This is a genomic window from Streptomyces sp. NBC_01426, from assembly GCF_036231985.1.
Lineage (GTDB): Bacteria > Actinomycetota > Actinomycetes > Streptomycetales > Streptomycetaceae > Streptomyces.
The window spans coordinates 3,237,834-3,259,014 of the sequence record NZ_CP109500.1; the positions used below are offsets into that span (position 1 = coordinate 3,237,834).

Annotated in this window: 20 protein-coding genes and 1 riboswitch; of the genes, 7 read left to right on the forward strand and 13 right to left on the reverse strand. The window is 72.5% G+C overall.

The features are described from left to right. Positions 1 to 124 precede the first annotated feature (124 nt). Both OG906_RS14085 and OG906_RS14090 read left to right on the forward strand, forming a co-directional pair. Positions 125 to 1,342: a D-alanyl-D-alanine carboxypeptidase family protein gene (locus OG906_RS14085; RefSeq protein WP_385643437.1), complete on the forward strand. Its 1,218-nt coding sequence runs from the start codon at positions 125 to 127 to the stop codon at positions 1,340 to 1,342. Positions 1,343 to 1,627: 285 nt separating this feature from the next. Then, positions 1,628 to 1,840: a DUF6243 family protein gene (locus OG906_RS14090; protein ID WP_329442986.1), complete on the forward strand. Its 213-nt coding sequence runs from the start codon at positions 1,628 to 1,630 to the stop codon at positions 1,838 to 1,840. A gap of 34 nt (positions 1,841 to 1,874) precedes the next feature. Here the strand turns inward: OG906_RS14090 and OG906_RS14095 are convergent, their stop codons facing one another. The 4 genes from OG906_RS14095 to glyA all read right to left on the reverse strand — a co-directional run bounded on the left by OG906_RS14095 (position 1,875) and on the right by glyA (position 6,222). Next, complete coding sequence (locus OG906_RS14095) at positions 1,875 to 2,846, reverse strand: YihY/virulence factor BrkB family protein (protein ID WP_329442988.1); 972 nt, start codon at positions 2,844 to 2,846, stop codon at positions 1,875 to 1,877. 157 nt (positions 2,847 to 3,003) lie between these two features. Beyond that, positions 3,004 to 3,600 carry a 2'-5' RNA ligase family protein gene (locus OG906_RS14100; RefSeq protein WP_267796772.1) on the reverse strand — a complete coding sequence of 199 codons (597 nt, stop codon included), beginning with the start codon at positions 3,598 to 3,600 and terminating at the stop codon, positions 3,004 to 3,006. A gap of 98 nt (positions 3,601 to 3,698) precedes the next feature. Then, positions 3,699 to 4,712, reverse strand: a complete 1,014-nt coding sequence (gene trpS, locus OG906_RS14105; RefSeq protein ID WP_329442990.1) for a tryptophan--tRNA ligase — start codon at positions 4,710 to 4,712, stop codon at positions 3,699 to 3,701. 241 nt (positions 4,713 to 4,953) lie between these two features. Next, positions 4,954 to 6,222 (reverse strand): serine hydroxymethyltransferase, encoded by a 1,269-nt coding sequence (glyA, locus tag OG906_RS14110; RefSeq protein WP_329442992.1) that lies wholly within the window; start codon positions 6,220 to 6,222, stop codon positions 4,954 to 4,956. 35 nt (positions 6,223 to 6,257) lie between these two features. Beyond that, positions 6,258 to 6,348: riboswitch (ZMP/ZTP riboswitch) on the reverse strand. A gap of 109 nt (positions 6,349 to 6,457) precedes the next feature. Here glyA and rocD point away from each other — a divergent pair. Further along, a complete protein-coding gene (gene rocD, locus OG906_RS14115; protein WP_267825889.1) occupies positions 6,458 to 7,663 on the forward strand; it encodes an ornithine--oxo-acid transaminase in 1,206 nt (401 codons plus the stop codon). A gap of 15 nt (positions 7,664 to 7,678) precedes the next feature. Here rocD and OG906_RS14120 read toward each other — a convergent pair whose 3' ends face one another. Together OG906_RS14120 and OG906_RS14125 are read right to left on the reverse strand one after the other, a co-directional pair. Beyond that, entirely contained in the window at positions 7,679 to 8,890 is a 1,212-nt protein-coding gene (locus OG906_RS14120) for a glutathionylspermidine synthase family protein (RefSeq protein ID WP_329442994.1), read from the reverse strand. A gap of 5 nt (positions 8,891 to 8,895) precedes the next feature. Further along, the gene (locus OG906_RS14125; RefSeq protein ID WP_267796777.1) at positions 8,896 to 9,195 is read right to left on the reverse strand and encodes a hypothetical protein; all 300 of its coding nucleotides are present in this window, start codon (positions 9,193 to 9,195) and stop codon (positions 8,896 to 8,898) included. A 125-nt stretch (positions 9,196 to 9,320) separates the two neighbouring features. On the opposite strand from OG906_RS14125, the gene OG906_RS14130 reads away from it, so the two are divergent. Continuing rightward, positions 9,321 to 10,223, forward strand: coding sequence for a hypothetical protein (locus OG906_RS14130; RefSeq protein WP_329442997.1), 903 nt, complete (start codon positions 9,321 to 9,323; stop codon positions 10,221 to 10,223). 19 nt (positions 10,224 to 10,242) lie between these two features. Here OG906_RS14130 and pdxR read toward each other — a convergent pair whose 3' ends face one another. Beyond that, positions 10,243 to 11,643 carry a MocR-like pyridoxine biosynthesis transcription factor PdxR gene (pdxR, locus tag OG906_RS14135; protein ID WP_329443000.1) on the reverse strand — a complete coding sequence of 467 codons (1,401 nt, stop codon included), beginning with the start codon at positions 11,641 to 11,643 and terminating at the stop codon, positions 10,243 to 10,245. 46 nt (positions 11,644 to 11,689) lie between these two features. Here pdxR and OG906_RS14140 point away from each other — a divergent pair, with 46 nt between their 5' ends. After that, a complete protein-coding gene (locus OG906_RS14140) occupies positions 11,690 to 12,193 on the forward strand; it encodes a carboxymuconolactone decarboxylase family protein (RefSeq protein WP_329443003.1) in 504 nt (167 codons plus the stop codon). Positions 12,194 to 12,281: 88 nt separating this feature from the next. Here OG906_RS14140 and OG906_RS14145 read toward each other — a convergent pair whose 3' ends face one another. The 3 genes from OG906_RS14145 to OG906_RS14155 all read right to left on the reverse strand — a co-directional run bounded on the left by OG906_RS14145 (position 12,282) and on the right by OG906_RS14155 (position 15,095). Then, the gene (locus OG906_RS14145) at positions 12,282 to 13,271 is read right to left on the reverse strand and encodes a malate dehydrogenase (RefSeq protein WP_329443005.1); all 990 of its coding nucleotides are present in this window, start codon (positions 13,269 to 13,271) and stop codon (positions 12,282 to 12,284) included. A gap of 353 nt (positions 13,272 to 13,624) precedes the next feature. Beyond that, the gene (locus tag OG906_RS14150) at positions 13,625 to 14,245 is read right to left on the reverse strand and encodes a DUF3017 domain-containing protein (RefSeq protein WP_329443006.1); all 621 of its coding nucleotides are present in this window, start codon (positions 14,243 to 14,245) and stop codon (positions 13,625 to 13,627) included. After that, the gene (locus OG906_RS14155) at positions 14,235 to 15,095 is read right to left on the reverse strand and encodes a bifunctional methylenetetrahydrofolate dehydrogenase/methenyltetrahydrofolate cyclohydrolase (RefSeq protein WP_329443009.1); all 861 of its coding nucleotides are present in this window, start codon (positions 15,093 to 15,095) and stop codon (positions 14,235 to 14,237) included. Before OG906_RS14155 ends, OG906_RS14150 begins: the two co-directional genes overlap by 11 nt. Positions 15,096 to 15,326: 231 nt before the next feature. On the opposite strand from OG906_RS14155, the gene OG906_RS14160 reads away from it, so the two are divergent. Further along, positions 15,327 to 15,953 carry a hypothetical protein gene (locus tag OG906_RS14160; protein WP_329443012.1) on the forward strand — a complete coding sequence of 209 codons (627 nt, stop codon included), beginning with the start codon at positions 15,327 to 15,329 and terminating at the stop codon, positions 15,951 to 15,953. Between the two features lie 70 nt (positions 15,954 to 16,023). Here the strand turns inward: OG906_RS14160 and purH are convergent, their stop codons facing one another. Then, positions 16,024 to 17,628 carry a bifunctional phosphoribosylaminoimidazolecarboxamide formyltransferase/IMP cyclohydrolase gene (gene purH / locus OG906_RS14165; RefSeq protein ID WP_267796787.1) on the reverse strand — a complete coding sequence of 535 codons (1,605 nt, stop codon included), beginning with the start codon at positions 17,626 to 17,628 and terminating at the stop codon, positions 16,024 to 16,026. After that, positions 17,625 to 18,248, reverse strand: coding sequence for a phosphoribosylglycinamide formyltransferase (gene purN, locus OG906_RS14170; protein WP_329443016.1), 624 nt, complete (start codon positions 18,246 to 18,248; stop codon positions 17,625 to 17,627). Before purN ends, purH begins: the two co-directional genes overlap by 4 nt. 234 nt (positions 18,249 to 18,482) lie before the next feature. Between purN and OG906_RS14175 the strand changes: the two genes are divergently transcribed. Continuing rightward, positions 18,483 to 19,124: a hypothetical protein gene (locus tag OG906_RS14175; protein WP_267796789.1), complete on the forward strand. Its 642-nt coding sequence runs from the start codon at positions 18,483 to 18,485 to the stop codon at positions 19,122 to 19,124. Between the two features lie 317 nt (positions 19,125 to 19,441). Here OG906_RS14175 and OG906_RS14180 read toward each other — a convergent pair whose 3' ends face one another. Further along, positions 19,442 to 21,100, reverse strand: coding sequence for a cell division protein PerM (locus OG906_RS14180; RefSeq protein WP_329443019.1), 1,659 nt, complete (start codon positions 21,098 to 21,100; stop codon positions 19,442 to 19,444). Positions 21,101 to 21,181: the final 81 nt, after the last annotated feature.

A 21,181-nucleotide genomic window follows, 5' to 3' on the forward strand; every position in this document is an offset into this window, starting at 1 on the left:
GTTCCCGGGACGGACGCGCCAGGGTGGGCTGGACCGGCGGTGGTTCCGGCGGGTTGGCCGCTCAGGGACGGTGGACAGCACATCGGGTTGTACCTTCACCTGCGTGTATGCCAAGAAGACCGCGCTGACGGTCCTGTCCGCCGCACTGCTGGTCCCCGCGATGTTCACCGCCCCCGCGCACGCCGCCCCGGCCCCGCCCGCCGACGGGAAGGGGCGCCCGCCGATGGACGGCGGCCCGCCCGCGTCGATGTCCACCGTCGGCGGCACGACGCTCGGCCAACCGGGCACCCAGGTGAACCTGCTGCCGGGCGCGCCCGCCCTGCCCACCAATCTCACGGGGCGGTCGTGGATCGTCGCGGACGCGGAGACGGGCGCCGTGCTGGCGGCACACAACGCGCACTGGCGGCTCCCCCCGGCCTCCACCATGAAGATGCTGTTCGCGGACACCGTGCTGCCGAGCCTGCCCAAGGACCAGGTGCACAAGGTCACCGAGCAGGAGATGGACGGGGTCGGCGCGGGGAGCAGCCTGGTCGGGGTGAAGGAGGACCACGAGTACACCGTCCACGACCTGTGGCTCGGCGTGTTCCTCCGGTCGGGGAACGACGCCGTCCACGTGCTTTCGGCCATGAACGGCGGCATCGAGAAGTCCGTCAAGGACATGCAGGCGCACGCGGAGGAGCTCCAGGCCCTCGACACGCACGTGGTGTCCCCGGACGGGTACGACGCGCCGGGGCAGGTCTCCAGCGCCTACGACCTCACCCTGATCGCCCGCTCCGGGCTGCAGAAGGCCGACTTCCGGGAGTACTGCGGCACGGCGAGCGCGAAGTTCCCGGGGCTCCAGGAGCCGGGCAAGCCCCGCGACTACTTCGAGATCCAGAACACCAACCGGCTGATGACGGGTGCGTACGGGCTCTCCCCCTACAAGGGCATCGCCGGCGTCAAGAACGGCAACACCAGCATGGCCGGCTCGACCTTCACCGGCGCGGCCCAGCAGGGCAACAAGAAGCTGTTGGTCACGGTGATGAACCCGGGCTCGGACGGGGCCAACTCGGTGTACGAGGAGACCGCCGCGCTCTTCGACTGGGCTTTCTCGGCCGCCGGGAAGGTGAAGCCGGTCGGTGAGCTGGTGCCGCCCAAGAGCGCCGACACCAAGTCGCACGGCGCCCCCGCCCAGACGCACGAGAAGGAGACGTCGGCGGGCGGCGACGACTCCGGCAGCAGCGGCGTCGGCACCGCGCTCGGCATCGCGGGCGGGGCGCTGGCCGTGCTGGCGGGCGGGGCGTTCGTGGTGAACCGGCGGTGGCCGCGCCGCGGTCGCCGGGGCGACGAGGACCTGGTCTGACGGTCGTCCCCTGACGGCGGAGCGCGGGCGGGACGATCCCTCGCGCCGCCGATGCGCCCGCGGCGGCCCGCCGCCCCTTCCGGGGCCCGCACCGGGCGGCGGGCGCCCGTGCGGCGAAAGGGTTGGTGAGCGGGGCCGACGGAACCGGGTAACGTCTTTGTCATGCTCTACCAGACGCCGATCCACGAGTGAGCGCGTGACGGGCCTCGGCCGGCGTCCTTCGACGTCGCCGCCCGTCCCCCACCGATGAATCCGTAGAGCACTTCACCACGACCGGGAGAACCCGTGACCGTCAGCAAGAACATCAACAACCCCGTGGGTCAGGGCGGCGGCCAGCGCAAGCGGCAGTCGCGCGCCGAACGGCAGAACAACGGCCCGCACCGCAACCTCGACCGCCAGGGTGCGGCCGACCAGAAGGCGGAGCTGGTGCGCAAGATGCGCGAGAAGGCGGGCGTGACCGAGGGCTCCGGAACGGACGACGACACCGTACAGAGCTGACGCCACCCCCCTGCGGGGCCGGCGCGGGCGCGGGTCAGGCGGTGCGCGCGGATCCCGCGGAGGGGCCCGTGTCGCCGCCCTCCTGCCGTTCCTGAGGGTCCTGCCGTTCCTGAGGGTCCTGCCGTTCCTGAGGGTCCTCGACACCGTCGCCGTCCGCGTCGTCGCGGGTCGCCGTCCAGGCGGCGCAGAACAGCAGCAGCTTCGCCGTGAAGTTGATCCAGAGCAGCAGGGCGATCGGCACGCCGAAGGCCCCGTACATGCTCTTCGCGGCGACCTCCCGCATGTAGCCGCTCAGCAGGAGCTTCAGCAGTTCGAAGCCGGCGGCGCCGATGAGGGCGGCCTGGATCAGGCGGCCGCGCGGCGGCTCCACCCCGGGCAGCAGGGTCAGCAGGTACAGCAGGAGCAGGAAGGCGGCGACCACGCCGACCGCGAAGGCCCCGGACCTCAGCAGGGCGCCGCCCGCGCCGTCGCGCGGGATGCCGAGCCAGCCGCCGAACTTGCCCACGGCGCTGGATCCGAGGATCGAGGCGGCCGCCGAGCACAGCGCCGCGCCGCCGAGGCCGATGAGTACCAGCGCGTCCTTGCCCTTGCGGGCGATCGGGTTGCCGAGGTCCTCGTCGTCCTTGTCCCACACGGCGCGCAGGCAGTCCCGCATGGCGCCCACCCAGCCGATGCCGGTGAAGAGCAGCAGGGCGCCCGCGACGAGCCCGATGGTGCCCGCGTTGGCGACCAGCGCGTTGAGGTCGAGCTGATCGGAGATGCCGGGGACCTGCTCGGCGAGGCTCTTCTGGAGCCGGTCGAGCTGTTCCTTGCTCAGCAGCGCCGCGCCGACGGCGGCGGCGACGGTGATGAGGGGGAAGAGGGCGAGGAAGCTGATGAAGGTGATCGCGGCGGCCAGCCGGGTCCAGTGCACCCGGTCGAGCCGCTGGTACGACCGCCACGCGTGCGTGCGCATCGCCGCGGCCGCCAGGGGTCCGATCACCGGGAGTTTCGTCAGCCAGTCCATGGGGTCACCGTAAATGAGCTGCCGGAAATAGCCGGGATTGTCGGTTTCGAAGGCTACGGTCGTCGATTGTGACTTTTCGCCCGACGGCTCGCCCGTTTCACGCCCTGGTCCTGCGAAGGCTCAGATTCCGCACGTTCCAGGCCCTGCGGCCGCTTCGCTACGAGCGACGCCCGCGCGTGCCGGCCGCCTCATCGGTGGGTGAGCCCAGTTGTGCCGGAACGCCGGTCGGGCCCGTGCCGAAAGGGTATTCACGCAACTTGCGCCAGACCCCGTCGGAGCCCTGTTCGTAGAGTGCGAAGCCCTCGCACAGCCAGTCGGCGGCGTACCCGGAGAGGGTGGTGAACGCCAGGTCCATCGCCTCTTCGGAGATCCCGTGGGCGACCGTGACGTGCGGGTGGTACGGGAAGGCCAACTCGCGGTCGATCGGCCCGTCCGGGTCCCGGAGCAGGGCCTGGAGGCGGGTGCAGCCGGCGCCGCCCTCGACGAGCCGGACGAAGACGACCGGCGAGAGGGGGCGGAAGGTGCCGGTTCCGGCCAGCCGCATCGCGAAGGCGCGGAACGTCGCCGCGACCTCGGCCAGGTGGGCCTGGATCGCCGGCAGCCGCTCCGCGTCCACCTCGGTGGGCGGCACGAGGGTGACGTGCGTGGGGATGCCGAGCGCGGCGGCGTCCCCGAAGCCGACCCGCAGCTCTTGAAGGCTGCTGCCGTACGGCTCCGGGACCGCGATCGAAACGCCGAGCGTTACGGTCCCCACGTCTGTCTCCTCCGTCTGTCTCGTCCGTCTGTCCCGTGATCGGGTGCTGCCGCTCAGTGTGATGGCAGCACCCCCCGAACCGCCAGGGTCCTTGTCGGTCAGTGCTTGGCGGGCAGGAACCCGAGGCGGTCGTACGCCTGTGCCAGGGTCTCGGCGGCGACCGCGCGCGCCTTCTCCGCACCCTTGGCCAGCACGGCGTCCAGGGTCTCGGGGTCGTCCAGGTACTCCTGGGTGCGCTTCTTGAAGGGTGTGACGAAATCGACCATCACGCCGGCCAGGTCGGTCTTCAGCGCGCCGTACCCCTTGCCCTCGTACCGGGCCTCCAGCTCGGGGATCGTCTCGCCCGTGAGGGTGGAGTAGATCGTGAGCAGGTTGCTGACGCCGGGCTTCTTCTCGCTGTCGAAGCGGATCTCCGCCTCGGTGTCGGTGACCGCGCTCTTGATCTTCTTCTCGGTGACCTTGGGCTCGTCGAGGAGGTTGACCAGGCCCTTGGGCGAGGACGCGGACTTCGACATCTTGATCGCGGGGTCCTGGAGGTCGTAGATCTTCGCGACCTCCTTGACGATGTGCGCGGCGGGCAGCGTGAAGGTCTGACCGAAGCGCGTGTTGAAGCGCTCGGCCAGGTCGCGGGTCAGCTCGATGTGCTGGCGCTGGTCCTCGCCCACGGGGACGGCGTTGGCCTGGTAGAGCAGGATGTCCGCGACCTGGAGGATCGGGTACGTGAACAGGCCGACGGTGGCGTTGTTCGCGCCCTGCTTGGCGGACTTGTCCTTGAACTGGGTCATCCGGCTCGCCTCGCCGAACCCGGTGATGCAGTTCATGACCCAGCCGAGCTGCGCGTGCTCGGGCACGTGGCTCTGGATGAAGAGCGTGCAGCGCTCGGGGTCCAGGCCGGCCGCGAGCAGTTGGGCGGCGGACAGACGGGTGTTCGCGCGCAGTTCCCGGGGATCCTGCGGCATGGTGATCGCGTGCAGGTCGACGACCATGTAGAAGGCGTCGTGCGTTTCCTGGAGGGCGACGTACTGACGAATGGCCCCGAGGTAGTTCCCGAGGTGGAACGAACCGGAGGTGGGCTGGATGCCGGAGAGCGCGCGAGGACGATCAGAAGCCATGGCCCCATTCTCTCAGGTGCGATGGCCGTCTCGGGCCTTGCGCCGGCCGGATCCGGTGCCGGATGAGCGCGGGATCACATCCCGGCCCCGCTCTCGGCGGGCGGTGTCCGGCCGTACCCGCGCGTAGCCGGCCGGCCGGATCCCGCCCGGAGCGAGCGACCGCTTTCCGGCCGGCCGGAAAGCGGAACCCGCGGCGCCGCCCCGGCCCTCGGGGACCGGGGCGGCGCCGCGGGGGGCCTGGTCAGGACAGGGGCAGGCCCGGGGCCGGGTGGGCCGACATGAGGTCGGTGACCTCGGCGCGGATCACGGACAGGGCCGCCTCGTCGGTCGCGGCCGCGGCGTCGACCGCGCGGGAGATCCAGCCCGCCACCACCGGCATGTGGTCCACCGTCAGGCCCCGTGAGGTCAGCGACGGCGTGCCGATCCGGATGCCCGAGGGGTCGAACGGCTTGCGCGGGTCGAACGGGACCGTGTTGTAGTTCACGACGATGCCCGCCCGGTCCAACGCCTTGGCCGCGATCTTGCCCGGGACCCCGCGCGAGGTCAGGTCCATCAGGATCAGGTGGTTGTCCGTGCCGCCCGACACCAGGTCGAAGCCCCGCTCCAGCAGGGCCGCCGCCAGCGCCTTGGCGTTGGCGACGACCGCGTGGGCGTACGTGACGAACGCCGGCTGCGCCGCCTCGTGCAGCGCGACCGCGATGCCGGCCGTCGTCTGGTTGTGCGGGCCGCCCTGGAGGCCGGGGAAGACCGCCTTGTCGATGGCCTTCGCGTGCTCCTCGCGGCACATCAGCATCGCGCCGCGCGGACCGCGCAGGGTCTTGTGGGTGGTCGTGGAGATCACGTCCACGTGCCCGGCCGGCGACGGGTGCGCGCCGCCCGCGATCAGCCCGGCGATGTGGGCGACGTCGGCGACGAGGATCGAGCCCGCCTCCTTGGCGATCGACGCGAAGGCCTCGAAGTCGATCGTGCGGGGCAGGGCCGTGCCGCCACAGAACATGATCTTCGGGCGCTCGGCCAGGGCCAGGTCGCGCACCGCGTCGTAGTCGATCAGGCCGGTGTCGGCGGTGACGCCGTACTGCACGCCCCGGAACCAGGAGCCGGTCGCGGACACGCCCCAGCCGTGGGTGAGGTGGCCGCCCATGGGCAGGGCCATGCCCATCACGGTGTCGCCCGGCTTCGCGAAGGCGAGGTACACGGCGAGGTTGGCCGGGGAGCCGGAGTACGGCTGGACGTTGGCGTGGTCGACGCCGAACAGGCCCTTCGCCCGCTCGACGGCCAGTGCCTCGACGCGGTCGATGTTCTGCTGGCCCTCGTAGTAGCGGCGGCCGGGGTAGCCCTCGCTGTACTTGTTCTGCAGGACGGTGCCGGAGGCTTCCAGCACGGCGGCGGACACGTAGTTCTCGCTGGGGATCAGGCGCAGGGTCTCGGCCTGCAGTGCCTCTTCCGCCTCGACGAAGGACGCCAGCTCGGGGTCGGTCGCGAAAAGGGCGGGATGGCGGCGCGCGGTCATGGCGGCTCCTCCGGGGTCGATGTCGTCTCTCGTCCCCGCGAGGCCCAGGCGAGCGGCCCTGTGTGCGGTCGTGCGCGCACGACTTCCCCGGAGTCCGTTCTCCGTGCGCCAGTCGCCGTGCGTGGGGCCCACCTTAGCGGGCGCGCCACGAGAAAGGTTTCTCCGTCCACCGTACGAGCGAGGATGGACAGTGACGCCACCCTCGTCACAGGCCTGACGGACGATCGGAGACCCCGTGTCGAATACTGCTGATGCCATCCGCTCCGCCGACGCGCACAGCGCGCACAACTACCACCCCCTGCCCGTCGTCGTCGCGTCGGCGGAGGGCGCGTGGATGACCGATGTGGAGGGCCGCAGGTATCTCGACATGCTCGCCGGATACTCCGCCCTCAACTTCGGTCACGGCAACCGGCGTCTGATCGACGCCGCACGCGCCCAGTTGGAGCGGGTCACGCTGACCTCCCGCGCCTTCCACCACGACCGCTTCGCGGACTTCTGTACCGAACTCGCCGCGCTGTGCGGCAAGGAGATGGTGCTGCCGATGAACACGGGCGCGGAGGCCGTGGAGACGGCGGTGAAGACGGCCCGCAAGTGGGGGTACGAGGTCAAGGGCGTCCCGGACGGCCACGCCAAGATCGTGGTCGCGGCCGACAACTTCCACGGCCGGACCACGACCATCGTGTCCTTCTCCACGGACCACGACGCCCGCGACCACTTCGGCCCCTACACGCCGGGCTTCGAGATCGTCCCGTACGGCGATCTCACCGCGCTCTCCCACGCCGTCACGGAGAACACCGTGGCCGTGCTGCTGGAGCCGATCCAGGGTGAGGCGGGGGTCCTCGTGCCGCCCGCCGGCTACCTCCAGGGCGTACGGGAGCTCACCCGCGAGCGGAACGTCCTCTTCCTCGCCGACGAGATCCAGTCGGGCCTGGGCCGCACGGGCAGGACCTTCGCCCTGGAGCACGAGGGCGTCGTCCCCGACATGTACATCCTGGGCAAGGCGCTCGGCGGCGGGGTCGTGCCCGTCTCCGCGGTGGTCGCCGACCGGGACGTGCTCGGCGTGTTCCGGCCGGGCGAACACGGGTCCACCTTCGGCGGCAACCCGCTCGCCTGCGCGGTCGCGCTGGAGGTCATCGCGATGCTCCGCTCCGGCGAGTACCAGCAGCGGGCCGCCGAACTCGGCGACCACCTGCACCACGAGCTGAACCTGCTGGTCGGCGGCGGCGCGGTGACCGCCGTGCGGGGGCGCGGACTGTGGGCGGGCGTCGACATCGACCCGTCGCGCGGCACCGGCCGGGAGATCTCCGAGAAGCTGATGGGGCTCGGGGTGCTGGTGAAGGACACCCACGGATCCACGATCCGCATCGCACCGCCGCTGGTGATCAGCAAGGAGGACCTGGACTGGGGCCTGGACCGGCTGCGGTCGGTGCTGTCGGCCTGACGGGCGCCGCCGGCCTCACGGGCCGGCGGGCTGGAGGATGACGTGGGGCAGGAAGCGGGCGTACTCGTCCGTGACCGGCCCCGCCGATTCCCGGATGCCCAGCCCCGCGGCCTCCTCCTCGACGACCCACGCGCCGAGCACCACCCGGTTGCCGTCGAAGTCGGGCAGCGGGGCCAGGGCCTGGAAGACGTACGTCTCGTCGTCCACCGGGGTGAACGGCTCCCCGTCCTCCCCCGCCTCGTGCAGGGTCACCCCGGCGCCCTCGCGGCCCAGCAGGGGCTTGGCGACGTAGCCGGTGGTGTCCGCGAGCTCGCGCGGGCCGTCGAGGTAGGCGGGCAGCAGGTTCGGGTGTTCGGGGAAGAGCTCCCACAGGACCGCCAGCAGCGCCTTGTTGGAGAGCAGCATCTTCCACAGCGGCTCGATCCAGGCCGTGGTGCCGGAGCCGCCGCCGTGGTCGTAGGTGCCCAGCACCTGGGGCCCGAACTCGTCCGTGGCCAGCCACTCCCACGGGTAGAGCTTGAAGATGCCGCGGATGAAGCGGAGCTTCTCGTCGACGAACCGGCCGGAGAGGCTGTCCCAGCCGATCTGCTCGACGGACATGGCGACGGTGTCCAGGCCGGCCTGCTCCGCGGTCTCCTGGAGGTAGGCGACCGTCATCAGGTCCTCGCCGAGTTCGTCGGTCTCGGAGTGCGCGAAGTGCACCGGACCGGGCGGCAGCAGTTCGGCCTGCCGGCGCCAGGCGTCGACGAGCCGCTCGTGGAGGGAGTTCCACTGGTCGGCGCCGGGGAACCGCTCCTCCATCCAGAACCACTGCGGGCTCGCCGCCTCCACCAGGGAGGTGGGGGTGTCGGCGTTGTACTCCAGCATCTTGGCCGGGCCGCCGGAGCCGTCGTAGCGCAGGTCGAAGCGGCCGTACAAGGAGGGCTGCTCGGCGCGCCGGCGCCAGGACTCGGCGATGCGGGCGGCCAGTTTCGGGTCGGTGATGCCGAGGTCGGCGAAGCGGTCGTGCTCGACGATGTGGGCCGCCGCCGCGAGGCACATGGCGTGCAGTTCCTCGACGACGTTCTCCAGCGCCTCGACCTCCGGGAGGGAGAACGAGTAGTACGCGCTCTCGTCCCAGTAGGGGCGCAGGCTGTCGTCGGGGTACCGGGTCAGGGGGTAGATCAGCCCCTGCTCCTCGACGGTCCGCTGCCAGTTCGGGCGGGGCTCGATCGTGTGCCGCTCCACCGGGGTCAGCCGCCGCTGGAGCCGGAGTGGCTCTTGCCGATGCCGCCGCGGGTGACGGCGGACTTGTCGAAGCTGCCGCCGCCGACCTTGCCGTTGGCGACGCTGCCGCCGTAGTAGTAGGCGCCGGTGCCGCCGCTCTTGCATTCCTTGTTGTTCAGGTGGTTCAGCGTGGAGCGGGAGGCGCACCGCTTGTCGGGCTCGTCGCTGCTGCCGCAGGCGACGAGGGTCGCGGCGAGCAGGCCCATGCCGCCGAGCGCGACGGCGCCCGAGCGCATCCGGCGCCGATTGGTGTTGCTGGTGTCCATGTGAGTTCGCTCCCCCTGGGTGGCGTGCTCCCGACAGACTAGAGCGGGGTGACCGGGGGATGGAATCCAGCCGTCGTCACACCCTTGTCACGACGGTGACCTAGAGTCGGTTCGTGCTTGTTGGGATGATTTGCGCACTCGGTGCGGCGGTCTGTTTCGGTACGGCCTCGGTCCTCCAGGCCATGGCGGCGCGGGCGGCGGAGCCGGGCACCGGGTCCGGGGTGGACGCCGCGCTCCTGCTGCGGGCCCTGCGCCAGTGGCGGTACCTGGCGGGGCTCGGCCTGGACGGGGTCGGCTTCGTCCTCCAGATCATCGCCCTGCGGCACATCCCGATCTACGCGGTGGGGGCCGCGCTGGCGGCCAGCCTGGCGGTGACGGCGGTGGTCGCGGCCCGACTCCTGCGCGTACGGCTGAACCGGAGGGAGTGGGCGGCCGTCGCGGTGGTGAGCGCGGGGCTGCTGATGCTGGGGCTCGCCTCCGGGGAGGAGGGCTCCGGGACCGGTCCGCCCGCCCTGGAGTGGGGGTTGTTGGCGGTGGCGGTCCTGGTGCTGCTGGTGGGGGCGGCGGCGGGCGGCCTGCCGAACCGCTCCCGGCCGCTGGTGCTCGGCTTCGCGGCCGGGACGGGCTTCGGGGTGGTGGAGGTCGCGGTCCGCCTCATCGACGGGGTCTCCTGGTCGGCGCTGACCGACCCGGCCCTGTACGCGCTCCTGCTGGGCGGCGGCGCCGCCTTCCTGCTGCTCACCTCGGCCCTGCAGCGCGGCTCGGTGACGGCCGCCACGGCCGGCATGGTGCTGGGCGAGACGATCGGGCCGGCGGTGGTGGGGGTGGTGTGGCTCGGGGACCGCACCCGTGAGGGGCTCGCCTGGTTGGCGGTGCTCGGCTTCGTGGTGGCCGTGGCCGGTTCGCTGGCCCTGGCCCGCTTCGGCGAACCCCCGGCGGACCCGGCGGACTCCACCCACCCCGCGGACTCCACTGACCCGGCGAACCCCGCGGATCCCGCCGGTCCGGTGGCCGGTCCGGTTCCCTGACCCGCGCCCCGCGCGCCTCCTACGGGAGGGCCGCCTCCAACGCCGCCAACGCGCCCGACCACGCGCTCTCCGACGGGGTCCCGTACCCGAGCACCACCGCGTCCCGCGCGGGCATCGCCGAATCCGGGTGCCGGAAGCGGGACAGTCCCTCCAGGGCCAGGTCGTGCCAGGCCGCCGCCTGGATCAGGGGGCGTTCGGTGCCGGCCGGGAGGTCGAGCACCGCGTGCAGGCCCGCCGCGATGCCGGAGACGGTCACCGCCGTCCGCGGGGCCAGGGCCTCCACCAGGGCGTCGCGCCGGCGCCGGTAGCGCAGCCGCATGCTCCGGACGTGCCGGTCGTACGCCCCGGACCGGATGAACTCCGCCAGCGTCAACTGGTCCGGCGCGCCCGACATCCAGTCGGTGTGGCCCTTCGCCGCCAGTACCTCGTCCACCAGCCCGGCCGGCACCACCATCCAGCCCGTGCGCAGCCCCGGCGCCAGCGACTTGCTCGCCGTGCCCAGGTACACGACGCGGTCCGGGTCCAGTCCCTGGAGCGCCCCGACGGGCTGGCGGTCATAGCGGAACTCCCCGTCGTAGTCGTCCTCCAGGATGAGCCCGCCCGTGGTCCTGGCCCAGTCCACGGCCGCCGCCCGCCGTGCCGGGGTCAGCGCGACGCCCGTCGGGAACTGGTGCGCCGGCGTGAGGAGCACCGCCCCCGACGTCGACGTCAGGTCCTCCGTACGGGCGCCCGCGCCGTCCAGCCACAAGGGGCGGGTCCGCAGCCCGGCCCCGGTGAGCAGGTCCCGGTGCACGTCGAGGCTCCACCCCTCCACGGCCACCTCGCGGACCCGGCGCGCCCGCAGCACCCGGGCGAGCAGCGACAGCCCGTGCACGAACCCGGCGCACAGCACGATCCGGTCGGGATCGGCGTCCACCCCCCGGGCGCGGGCCAGGTAGTCGGCCAGCGCCTCGCGCAGCTCGATCCGGCCACGCGCGTCCGCGGCGTACCCGAAGGCGTCGTTCGGGGCGGCCGCGAGGGCCCGCCGGGCCGCCGCCGACCAGGCGGTGCGCGGGAAACTGCCGAGGCCCGGGGAGCCCGGCTTGAAGCTGTACGCGGGCCCCCGCCGGGCGGGTGGCCGGACCCGGGCGGCCCGGGCTGGATGGCGCGGCACGGCCCGTTCCGCGACCCGGGTGCCCGAGCCGTGACGGGCGGTCAGCCAGCCCTCGGCGACGAGTTCGCCGTACGCCTCGGCGACCGTGTTGCGGGCGATGCCGAGGTCGACGGCCAGGGACCGGGAGGAGGGCAGTCGGGTTCCCGGGGCGAGTCGACCGCTGCGCGCGGCCTCGCGCAGCGCCTCGGTGAGTCCGGCCCTCAGCCCGCGCCCGGCGGTGAGGTCGAGATGCAGGTCGGCGCCGAAAGTGGCCCGGGATTCCGTCATGGGAATGGACCATATCGGCGGGCCGCCGGCCTCCTACGGTGGAGACATGACGACGACGAACGAAACCCCCGCGTACGCCCCCGAGCACCCCGCCCGCCTGCAGTGGGCGAAGCTGGTCCCCGACGTCTACAAGGCCCTGGTGTCCCTGGAGGTCGCCGCCCGCAAGGGCCTGGACCCGACGCTGGTCGAGCTGGTCAAGGTGCGCGCCTCGCAGATCAACCACTGCGCGTTCTGCCTGGACATGCACACCAAGGACGCGTTGGCCGCCGGCGAGAGCGTCGAGCGTCTGATCCAGCTCGGCGCGTGGGAGGAGTCCCGGCACTTCTACACCGAGCGGGAGTTGGCGGCGATCGAGCTGACCGAGGCGGTGACCGTCCTGACGGACGGGTTCGTCCCGGACGAGGTCTACGGGAAGGCCGCCGAGCTGTTCGACGAGACCGAACTGGCCCAGTTGATCGCCGTGATCACGGCGATCAACGCCTGGAACCGGTTCGGCGTGACCTGCCGCCTCGCGCCGGGGCACTACACGCCGGGCATGTTCAAGCACTGAGCCCGCCGGTCGCGGCCCGGCGCCGGATTCACACCAAAGCGCCCCGGCCTGGTGGGGCCGGGGCGCTTTGGCGTGCGTACGGGTTCGATCAGATCAGGCCGAGCTCGCGCACCGCGTCGCGCTCCTCGACGAGCTCCGCCACGGACGCGTCGATGCGCGCACGGGAGAACTCGTTGATGTCCAGGCCCTGGACGATCTCGTACTTGCCGTCCTTGGTGGTGACGGGGAAGGACGAGATGATGCCCTCGGGGACGCCGTAGGAGCCGTCCGACGGGATGCCCATCGAGGTCCAGTCGCCCGCGGCGGTGCCGTTGACCCAGGTGTGCACGTGGTCGATGGCGGCGTTGGCGGCCGAGGCGGCCGAGGACGCGCCACGCGCCTCGATGATCGCGGCGCCGCGCTTGGCGACGGTCGGGATGAAGGTCTCGGCCAGCCACTGCTCGTCGCTGACGACCTCGGCGGCGTTCTTGCCGGCGATCTCCGCGTGGAAGATGTCCGGGTACTGGGTCGCCGAGTGGTTGCCCCAGATGGTCAGGCGCTTGATGTCGGAGACGGCGGCGCCGGTCTTGGCGGCCAGCTGCGAGATCGCGCGGTTGTGGTCCAGGCGGGTCATCGCGGTGAAGCGCTCGGCCGGTACGTCCGGGGCGGCGGCCTGCGCGATGAGCGCGTTGGTGTTGGCCGGGTTGCCCACGACCAGGACCTTGATGTCGTCCGCGGCGTGCGCGTTGATCGCGGCGCCCTGCGGCTTGAAGATGCCGCCGTTGGCGGAGAGCAGGTCACCGCGCTCCATGCCCTTGGTCCGCGGGCGGGCGCCCACGAGCAGCGCGACGTTCGCACCCTCGAAGCCCTTGTTCGGGTCGTCGAAGATGTCGATGCCGGCGAGCAGCGGGAAGGCGCAGTCGTCAAGCTCCATGGCGGTGCCCTCAGCGGCCTTCATGCCCTGCGGGATCTCCAGGAGGCGGAGCTTGACCGGCACGTCCGCGCCGAGGAGGTGACCGGACGCGATGCGGAAGAGCAGCGCGTAGCCGATCTGTCCGGCGGCGCCGGTGACGGTGACATTCACGGGAGTGCGGGTCATGGCCTTCTCCGTTAGACAGCTGGCGATGGGGCGTCCCTGCCCCCTGTGCTGGGAGGACGCCGCTCCCCGACCCGGTAAATCTTGACGTGAAGAGACATCCGTCGATCAGGCTATCCGACCCGGGGGGCGCCCAACCCCCGGGTCCGTGTGGTGCAGGGCACACGGACCCGGGTGTTCGAAGGCGGCGGCGAGGACGGGGCCCTCGTTCCACCCGGAAGACCTTGCCGGTGCGGTGCCCTTCCACGGACTTGACGCAGGCGTGCGCGGCGCGCGCCACCGGGACGGCGTCGAAGCCCGCGAACGTGTCCCCGTACGCGTCGAGGCAGGACCTGCGACAGGACCTGCGACAGGCCCTAGCGGACGGTGAAGCGGACCACGTCCGTCAGGAAGGGGATCTCCAGCCACGGCTTGGGCGCCTGCACGACCAGCGCGAGCAGCGTGATCGACACGCCCAGCAGGCCGTACGTGACCATGTCCGTGAACCGGGACCGCACGGCGAGCATCCCCACCGACGGCAGGATCCGGCGCATCACCGCGCCCGCGATCAGCGCGGCCCCGATGATCAGGCAGCCGATGCGGGGGAATCCGATCGCCGTGGTGAGCAGCCCGATCGCGGTGGCGGCCAGCACGCTGAGCATCGGCCACTGACGCGCCGGGGCGGGCGCGCCCCCGGGCGCGGCCCGGCCGCCGCCCTCGGGGCGGGCGGTGTCCCGGGTGACGGAGGGGAAGCGCCGGGACTTCGCCGCCGCCTCCGACCCGTCGCCGTCGACCTCGTCCGCATCGCTCTCGCCGCTCTCGCCGCTCCCGTCGCTCCCGTCACCGACGGCCACCGCCTCGTCCGCCTCGTTCTCGACGGGGGGCGGCTTCGGCTGCCGCCCCTTCGTCGGCTCGACGGCGCCCTCGGGCGCCCGCGGCGCCGGGGCCTCCGCCGGTTCCGCCGGTTCCGCCGGTTCCGTGTCGCGCTCAGCCCGCACTGGTCGTCCGCTCCGCCGCCTCGACGACGTTGACGAGCAGCTGGGCGCGGGTCATCGGGCCGACACCGCCCGGGTTCGGCGAGATCCAGCCGGCCACCTCGGCGACACCGGGGTGCACGTCGCCGACGATCTTCCCGCTCCCGTCGCGGCTCACGCCGACGTCGAGGACGGCCGCGCCCGGCTTCACGTCCTCCGGCTTGACCAGGTGCGGGACACCGGCCGCCGCCACGACGATGTCGGCCTGGCGCAGCAGCCCGGACAAGTCGCGCGTGCCGGTGTGGCACAGGGTCACGGTCGCGTTCTCGGACTTGCGGGTCAGGAGCAGGCCGATCGAGCGGCCCACGGTGATGCCGCGCCCCAGGACCACGACGTGCGCGCCGTTGATCTCGACACCGTGGTGGCGGAGCAGTTCGACGATCCCGTACGGGGTGCAGGGCAGCGGGCCCGGCTCGTTCAGCACCAGCCGGCCGAGCGACATGGGGTGCAGGCCGTCGGCGTCCTTGGTCGGGTCCATCAGTTCCAGCACGCGGTTGGTGTCGATGCCCTTGGGGAGCGGGAGTTGGACGATGTAGCCGGTGCACTCGGGGTTGGCGTTGAGTTCCCGCACGACCTCCTCGATGTCCTCCTGGGAGGCCGTCGCGGGCAGTTCGCGCTGGATGGAGGCGATGCCGACCTCGGCGCAGTCCTTGTGCTTGCCGTTGACGTACCAGCGGCTGCCCGGATCGTCACCGACCAGCAGGGTGCCGAGGCCGGGGGTGATGCCCCGGGCCTTCAGCGCCGCCACGCGGGCGGTCAGTTCGGACTTGATCGCGGCTGCGGTGGCCTTGCCATCGAGAATCTGGGCGGTCATGCCCCCCATCCTCCCGGATGGAGTGGCCCGGGTTCCAGTCAAGGGCTCTCCGGTGGACCGTCGGTTGTACGCGGGTGACGTGCTTCATTGCACTTGCACAACAAGTGGCACGCCGTTCGCGCCCTGGCTGGACAACGCGGGGTCGGCCGGACCACGATGACGGGCAATGAGTGCCGCGGGCAGTGCCGGGGGGCGGACCGCAGAGAAGTGCAGAGTTCCTCCGATAGTGCCGTGCGTCCCCGCACTTCCACGGAGGAACACCCCAAGATGAGCTTCGGCGACCCGAACAACCCGTACGGACAGCAGCAGCAGCCGCAGGGCCAGCCCGGCTACGGCTACCCGCAGCAGGCCCCGCAGGGCGTCCCGCCCCAGGGCGGCTACGGATACCCGGGCGGCGCCCCGGCCTACCCGGGCGGTTACCCGGGCGTTCCGCAGACGATGCCCGGTGGCGTGAAGGCCGCCCGCGTCATGCTGTACGTGATCGCCGGTCTCCAGGTCGTCGGCGTCGGCGTGCTCTTCGCCGCCCTCGCCCTGATCGAGCGGCTGAAGCAGGAGCCCGACCTCCAGGGCAACGCGCAGTTCGAGGACATGGCCAAGCTGGGCTCCGGCGTGCTGTACGGGCTCATCGCCCTGGCCGTGGTCTACCTGGTCGCGTCCATCGTGCTGGCCATCCAGTGCGGCAAGGGCGCCAACGGTGCCCGCATCGGCATCATGGTCTACGCCGGTCTGGGCATCGCCCTGAGCCTGTACCCGTTCTTCCCGCTCAGCCTCGTGCACCTGGTGCTGCTGATCCTCGTCATCGTGTTCGTCGCCAAGTCCGACGGCTCGGCCTGGTTCAACCGTCAGCGCAACGTCTGACGCACACCGCACGACGAAGGCCGCGCCCCTTTCCGGGGCGCGGCCTTCGTCGTGTGCGGACGGGGTCCGGTCAGTGGAAGAAGTGACGGGTACCGGTGAAGTACATCGTCACGCCCGCGGCCTTGGCAGCCTCGATGACCAGCTCGTCACGCATCGAACCACCCGGCTGGACCACGGCCTTGATGCCCGCGGCGGTCAGGATCTCCAGCCCGTCGGGGAAGGGGAAGAAGGCGTCGGACGCGGCGTACGAGCCCCGCGCGCGCTCGGCGCCCGCCCGCTCGACGGCGAGCTTCGCGGAGTCGACGCGGTTGACCTGCCCCATGCCGACGCCGACGGAGGCGCCGTCCTTGGCGAGCAGGATCGCGTTGGACTTGACGGCGCGGCAGGCCTTCCACGCGAAGGACAGCTCGGCGAGCTCGTCGGCGGAGAGGGCCTCGCCGGTGGCGAGGGTCCAGTTCGCCGGGTCGTCGCCCTCGGCTCGGCCCGCGCCCTCGGCGAACGTGTCGCTCTGCTGGAGCAGCGCGCCGCCGGAGATCAGCTTGAGGTCCCCGGGCTGGTGCGGGGAGCCGGCCACCTTCAGGATCCGGATGTTCTTCTTCTTCGCCAGGATCTCCACCGCGCCGGCCTCGTAGTCGGGGGCGGCGATGACCTCGGTGAAGATCTCCGCGACCTGCTCGGCGAGCTCGACGGTCACCGGGCGGTTGACGGCGATGACGCCGCCGAAGGCGGACAGCGGGTCGCAGGCGTGCGCCTTGCGGTGGGCCGCGGCCACGTCCTTGTCGACGGCGATGCCGCACGGGTTGGCGTGCTTGATGATCGCGACGCAGGGCTCTTCGTGGTCGTGGGCGGCGCGGCGCGCGGCCTCGGTGTCCACGTAGTTGTTGAAGGACATCTCCTTGCCGTGCAGCTGCTCGGCGTTGGCGAGCCCGCCCGGCTGACCGTCGGTGTAGAGGGCGGCGGCCTGGTGGGGGTTCTCGCCGTAGCGCAGGGTCGACTTGCGCTCCCAGGCCTCGGCCAGGAACTCGGGCAGGACGGCCTCGGGCTCCGGGGCGTAGGCGTTGGTGAACCAGGACGCGACGGCCACGTCGTAGGCCGCGGTGTGCTGGAACGCCTCGGCCGCGAGCCGCTTGCGGGCGGTCAGGTCGAAGCCGCCGCCCCGGGCCGCGGTGAGGACGTCGGCGTAGCGCTCGGGGCTGGTGACCACGGCGACCGACGGGTGGTTCTTGGCGGCCGCGCGGACCATCGACGGACCGCCGATGTCGATCTGCTCGACGCACTCGTCCGGGGTCGCGCCCGACTGGACGGTCGCCAGGAAGGGGTAGAGGTTGACGATCACCAGGTCGAACGGCTCGACGCCCAGCTCGGCCAGCTGGTTGCGGTGGTCCTCCAGCCGCAGGTCGGCGAGGATGCCGGCGTGCACGCGCGGGTGCAGGGTCTTGACGCGGCCGTCGAGGCACTCGGGGAAGCCGGTGAGCTCCTCGACCTTGGTGACGGGCACCCCGGCCGCGGCGATCTTCGAGGCGGTGGAGCCGGTCGAGACGAGCGCGACGCCCGCCTCGTGCAGGCCGCGGGCCAGGTCTTCCAGTCCCGTCTTGTCGTAGACGCTGATGAGCGCACGACGGATCGGCCGCTGGGTCGTGGTCGGGTCGTTGCTGCTGCTGTCTGCGGCGGTCACTGGATTGTTACCTTTCGTCCCTCAATGCGATAGCCGTGCCGGGCCAGGCGCCCCACGACGTCGACGAGCAGCGTGCGCTCGACTTCCTTGATGCGCTCATGGAGAGCGGCTTCGTCTTCCCCGTCCCGGATCTCGACGACACCCTGGGCGATGATCGGACCGGTGTCCACGCCGCCGTCCACGAAGTGGACCGTGCAGCCGGTGACCTTCGCGCCGTAGGCGAGGGCGTCGCGCACGCCGTGCGCGCCCGGGAACGCGGGGAGCAGCGCGGGATGGGTGTTGATGAACCGGCCGCCGAAGCGGTCGACGAACTCCCGGCCCACGATCTTCATGAACCCGGCGGAAACCACCAGGTCCGGCGCGTGGGCGGCGGTCGCCTCGGTGAGGGCGACGTCCCACTCCGCGCGGGTGGCGTACGCCTTGACCGGGCACACGAAGGTGGGGATGCCGGCCTTCTCGGCGCGCTCCAACCCGGCGATGCCGTCTCGGTCGGCCCCGACGGCGACCACGCGGGCACCGAAACCCTCAGGGCCTTCGGGGTGGGCGTCGATGGCGTCGAGCAGGGCCTGGAGGTTGGTGCCGGACCCTGAGACCAGCACGACCAGGCGGGAGGCGGCCATGTACGGCCCTTTCTCACGTGAATACGGCGTTCGTCTTGTGCGATCGCATGAAACTACGGGGCACCGGTATACGGGGAACCATACGAAGCCACCGACCGCCTGCAACGATACCGGCACACGGGACCGCCCCCGAGGGACGGGGGGACGGCCGGGCGGTAGCGTCTGGCATACAAGCCACAAACGACGCGGCGCGACGCCTTGGGCCGCACGACAGCAGGGGAAGTAACGCACTCGATGCCGGACCGCCGTCAGCCCGACCCCTCGACCGACGACAACCCCTTCGCGGCTCCCCCGGAGGGCCGGCCCGACCAGCCGTGGCAGCCGCGCGGCGGCGGCCCCGGCCAGGGTCAGGACCGGGAGCGGGACGCGAACCCCTCCGGGCCCGACGGTCCGGCCCGCTGGGACCCCACCGACCCGATCCAGCGGCGTGCGCGGTACGCCCTGCTGGCGGGCATGTGGGGGTTCTTCTTCGGGATCTTCGGGATCCCGTCGGTGGGGCTCCTGCTCGGCGCGCTGGCCATGTACTGGGGCATCAGCGCCCTGCGCGGCCGCCCGGCCGAGCCGGCCGCGACCGCGTCCCCGGCCGCCGACCCCACCGCCGCGACCCCGACCACCCCGGCGCCGGCCACCACCCCGACCCCCGGCGGCCTCGCGGCCCTCGGCCCGGCGGCCCGCCCCCAGCGCACGGCCGCGATCAGCGGCCTGGTCACGGCGTCGCTGGCACTGCTGCTGGCGATGAGCTCGTACGCCCTGCAACTGGCCTACAAGGACTTCTACGTGTGCCGCGAGGACGCGCTGACGAAGACCGCGGAACTCCAGTGCAACACCCTGCTCCCGGACAACTTCCTGGGCAAGGTCCTCAAGGTCCAACGCTGACCCCACCCCCTGACCACCCCACCGGGGCGGTCAGGGCCCCCACGGCGCACCATCCCGGCCGGGCCGCGGCACACCAGCCCCGCCGGCGTTCGAGGCGCCCGGCGCAGCCACCCTGGCCACGCCCGCCCTCCCGGCTCCGACGCAGCCACCCCCGCCATCCCAGCCCCGCCGGCGTTTGAGGCGCCCGGCGCAGCCGGGGTACGCCGTCGCCAGCCCCGCCGCACCATCCCAGCCCGGCCGCACCACTCCAGCCCCGCCGGCGTTTGAGGCGCCCGGCGCAGCCGGGGCCGGCAGCGACGGCGCCGTCACCGCGACGACTACTCCGACGGCTTCCGCGACAGGACACGGGCCCCGGACACCCCGGGAAGCAGCGGTGCGACCCCTTCCGGAACGGCCGCAGGCACCTCCGGCACGGCCCCCGGCCCCACCGCAACAACCGGCCCCACCGCAACAACCGGCGCCACGGAGACCACCGGCGCCACGGGCACCACCGGCTCCACGGAGACCACCGGCGGAGCCACCGGCACGGGCGGTGCCGAGACCCCCGCCCCCGTCACCGGAGCCACCGGCGGAGCCACCCGCGGAGCCACCGCCACAGGATCCGCCCCCACGGGAACCATCGGCGTGGCCGCCCGCCGCAGCGCCGCCCAGCGCAGTTCCCGTACCCCGGAGTCGTGCCATTCGTCGGCCGCGGACGCGGCCCCCCGCGCAGGCCGCGTCCGCCACGCGTGCACCGCCACGGCCAGCGGCACCGCCAGCCCCAGCGTCCATCCCGTGGCCGCGGCCCCGACCTGCCACCAGACCGGTCCGAAGCTCGCCAGTGCCGCCGCGCCCATCGGTCCGGCGGCCGCCGCCGCGAGTCCGGCCATCGCGAGCCCGCACACCACCGATCCCAGTGCCGCGGTGAGCGCGGTCTCCCCGTACGAGACCTCTCGCGCCCGCCGTACGGCGAACCATCCGACGCCCAGCCCCGCGGCCACCGGTACCGCGACCGCCGCCCAGGTCAGGGGCGTTCCGGAGCCCTCCGGCGGCAGGGCCGCGAGCAGCGGGAACCTCGGCAGCGCCGGCGTTCCCCCGAAGCCGAGCGGTGTCGCGGTCGCGCCGCTGCCCAGCGCGAAGCCGGGCCCGAGCCCGTACGCCGCGCCCCACACCATCGCGTTGGGGATCAGGGTCAGTGCGAGCAGCAGGACTGCGAACCGTCCCGACCACACCCCGGTCAGCGCCAGGAAGGAGCCCTGGACCTCCGGCCCGTGCCACGCCAGCGAGGCGCCGACGAGCAGGATGCCCCCGCCCAGGAGCACGAGCGCCCCGGCCGCGCCGGAGCGCAGGGCCAGCGCGTAACGGGGGCGCGCGATTGCCGTTCGTACGCCCCTGACCGCCCATCCCGGCGCCCAGGACGGCAGCGTCACCGGCGGCCTCCCCCGGGCGTCCCACACTCCGCCGGCGGCGGCCAGTACGGCGACCAACGGTACGTGCCAGGCCGCGCTCAGCGGATCGGCCGGCATCGGGCCGCCCGCCGCGTACACCGTGGCCATCGCTCCGACGGTCAGATATCCGCAGGTCACGGCCGAGAAGACCACGCTCGGCGGCAGTACCTCGTCGTCCATGGAGCCGTCGCCCGAGGCGCTGCCGAGGCGCGCGGCCCGCCGCATCAACAGCACCGGCAGCGCCACCAGGAGCAGCGGGGTCACTCCGACGGGCGCCGGCACACCGGAAAGAGTGTCGTAGCGGACGAGTTCCGTCCCGTGGGCCAGCAGCCACAGGCCCGCGGCGAGGTGCAGCGCGCCGCCGGGGCCGCTGTCGGGGTAGGGGGAGCTGATCCACAGCACGATCACGAGCACGGCCAGGAAGCCGAGCCCCAGTCCGGCGGCCACCGCGCCGCCCAGCACACAGGCGGCGGCGGCCGGTGAACGGCGCCGCGCGTTGGCCCGCGGGGCCGTCGGCAACAGGGTCCCGCGTTCGGTCACTTGGGTCACCCCGCCATGGTGCCAACGACACGCGCTATGGGCGGGTAACAGGCGAATGTCCGTGGTGTCGCTCAATATACGTTTATGTAC

What these genes read in the sequence shown, in the direction of transcription:
- OG906_RS14145 (WP_329443005.1), bottom strand. Translation starts at nt 13,271, where the DNA reads ATGACCCGCACTCCCGTGAATGTCACCGTCACCGGCGCCGCCGGACAG.
- OG906_RS14140 (WP_329443003.1), top strand. Translation starts at nt 11,690, where the DNA reads ATGACGACGACGAACGAAACCCCCGCGTACGCCCCCGAGCACCCCGCC.
- OG906_RS14130 (WP_329442997.1), top strand. Translation starts at nt 9,321, where the DNA reads ATGATTTGCGCACTCGGTGCGGCGGTCTGTTTCGGTACGGCCTCGGTC.
- glyA (WP_329442992.1), bottom strand. Translation starts at nt 6,222, where the DNA reads ATGACCGCGCGCCGCCATCCCGCCCTTTTCGCGACCGACCCCGAGCTG.
- OG906_RS14125 (WP_267796777.1), bottom strand. Translation starts at nt 9,195, where the DNA reads ATGGACACCAGCAACACCAATCGGCGCCGGATGCGCTCGGGCGCCGTC.
- OG906_RS14095 (WP_329442988.1), bottom strand. Translation starts at nt 2,846, where the DNA reads ATGGACTGGCTGACGAAACTCCCGGTGATCGGACCCCTGGCGGCCGCG.
- OG906_RS14155 (WP_329443009.1), bottom strand. Translation starts at nt 15,095, where the DNA reads ATGACCGCCCAGATTCTCGATGGCAAGGCCACCGCAGCCGCGATCAAG.
- trpS (WP_329442990.1), bottom strand. Translation starts at nt 4,712, where the DNA reads ATGGCTTCTGATCGTCCTCGCGCGCTCTCCGGCATCCAGCCCACCTCC.
- OG906_RS14175 (WP_267796789.1), top strand. Translation starts at nt 18,483, where the DNA reads ATGCCGGACCGCCGTCAGCCCGACCCCTCGACCGACGACAACCCCTTC.
- purN (WP_329443016.1), bottom strand. Translation starts at nt 18,248, where the DNA reads ATGGCCGCCTCCCGCCTGGTCGTGCTGGTCTCAGGGTCCGGCACCAAC.
- pdxR (WP_329443000.1), bottom strand. Translation starts at nt 11,643, where the DNA reads ATGACGGAATCCCGGGCCACTTTCGGCGCCGACCTGCATCTCGACCTC.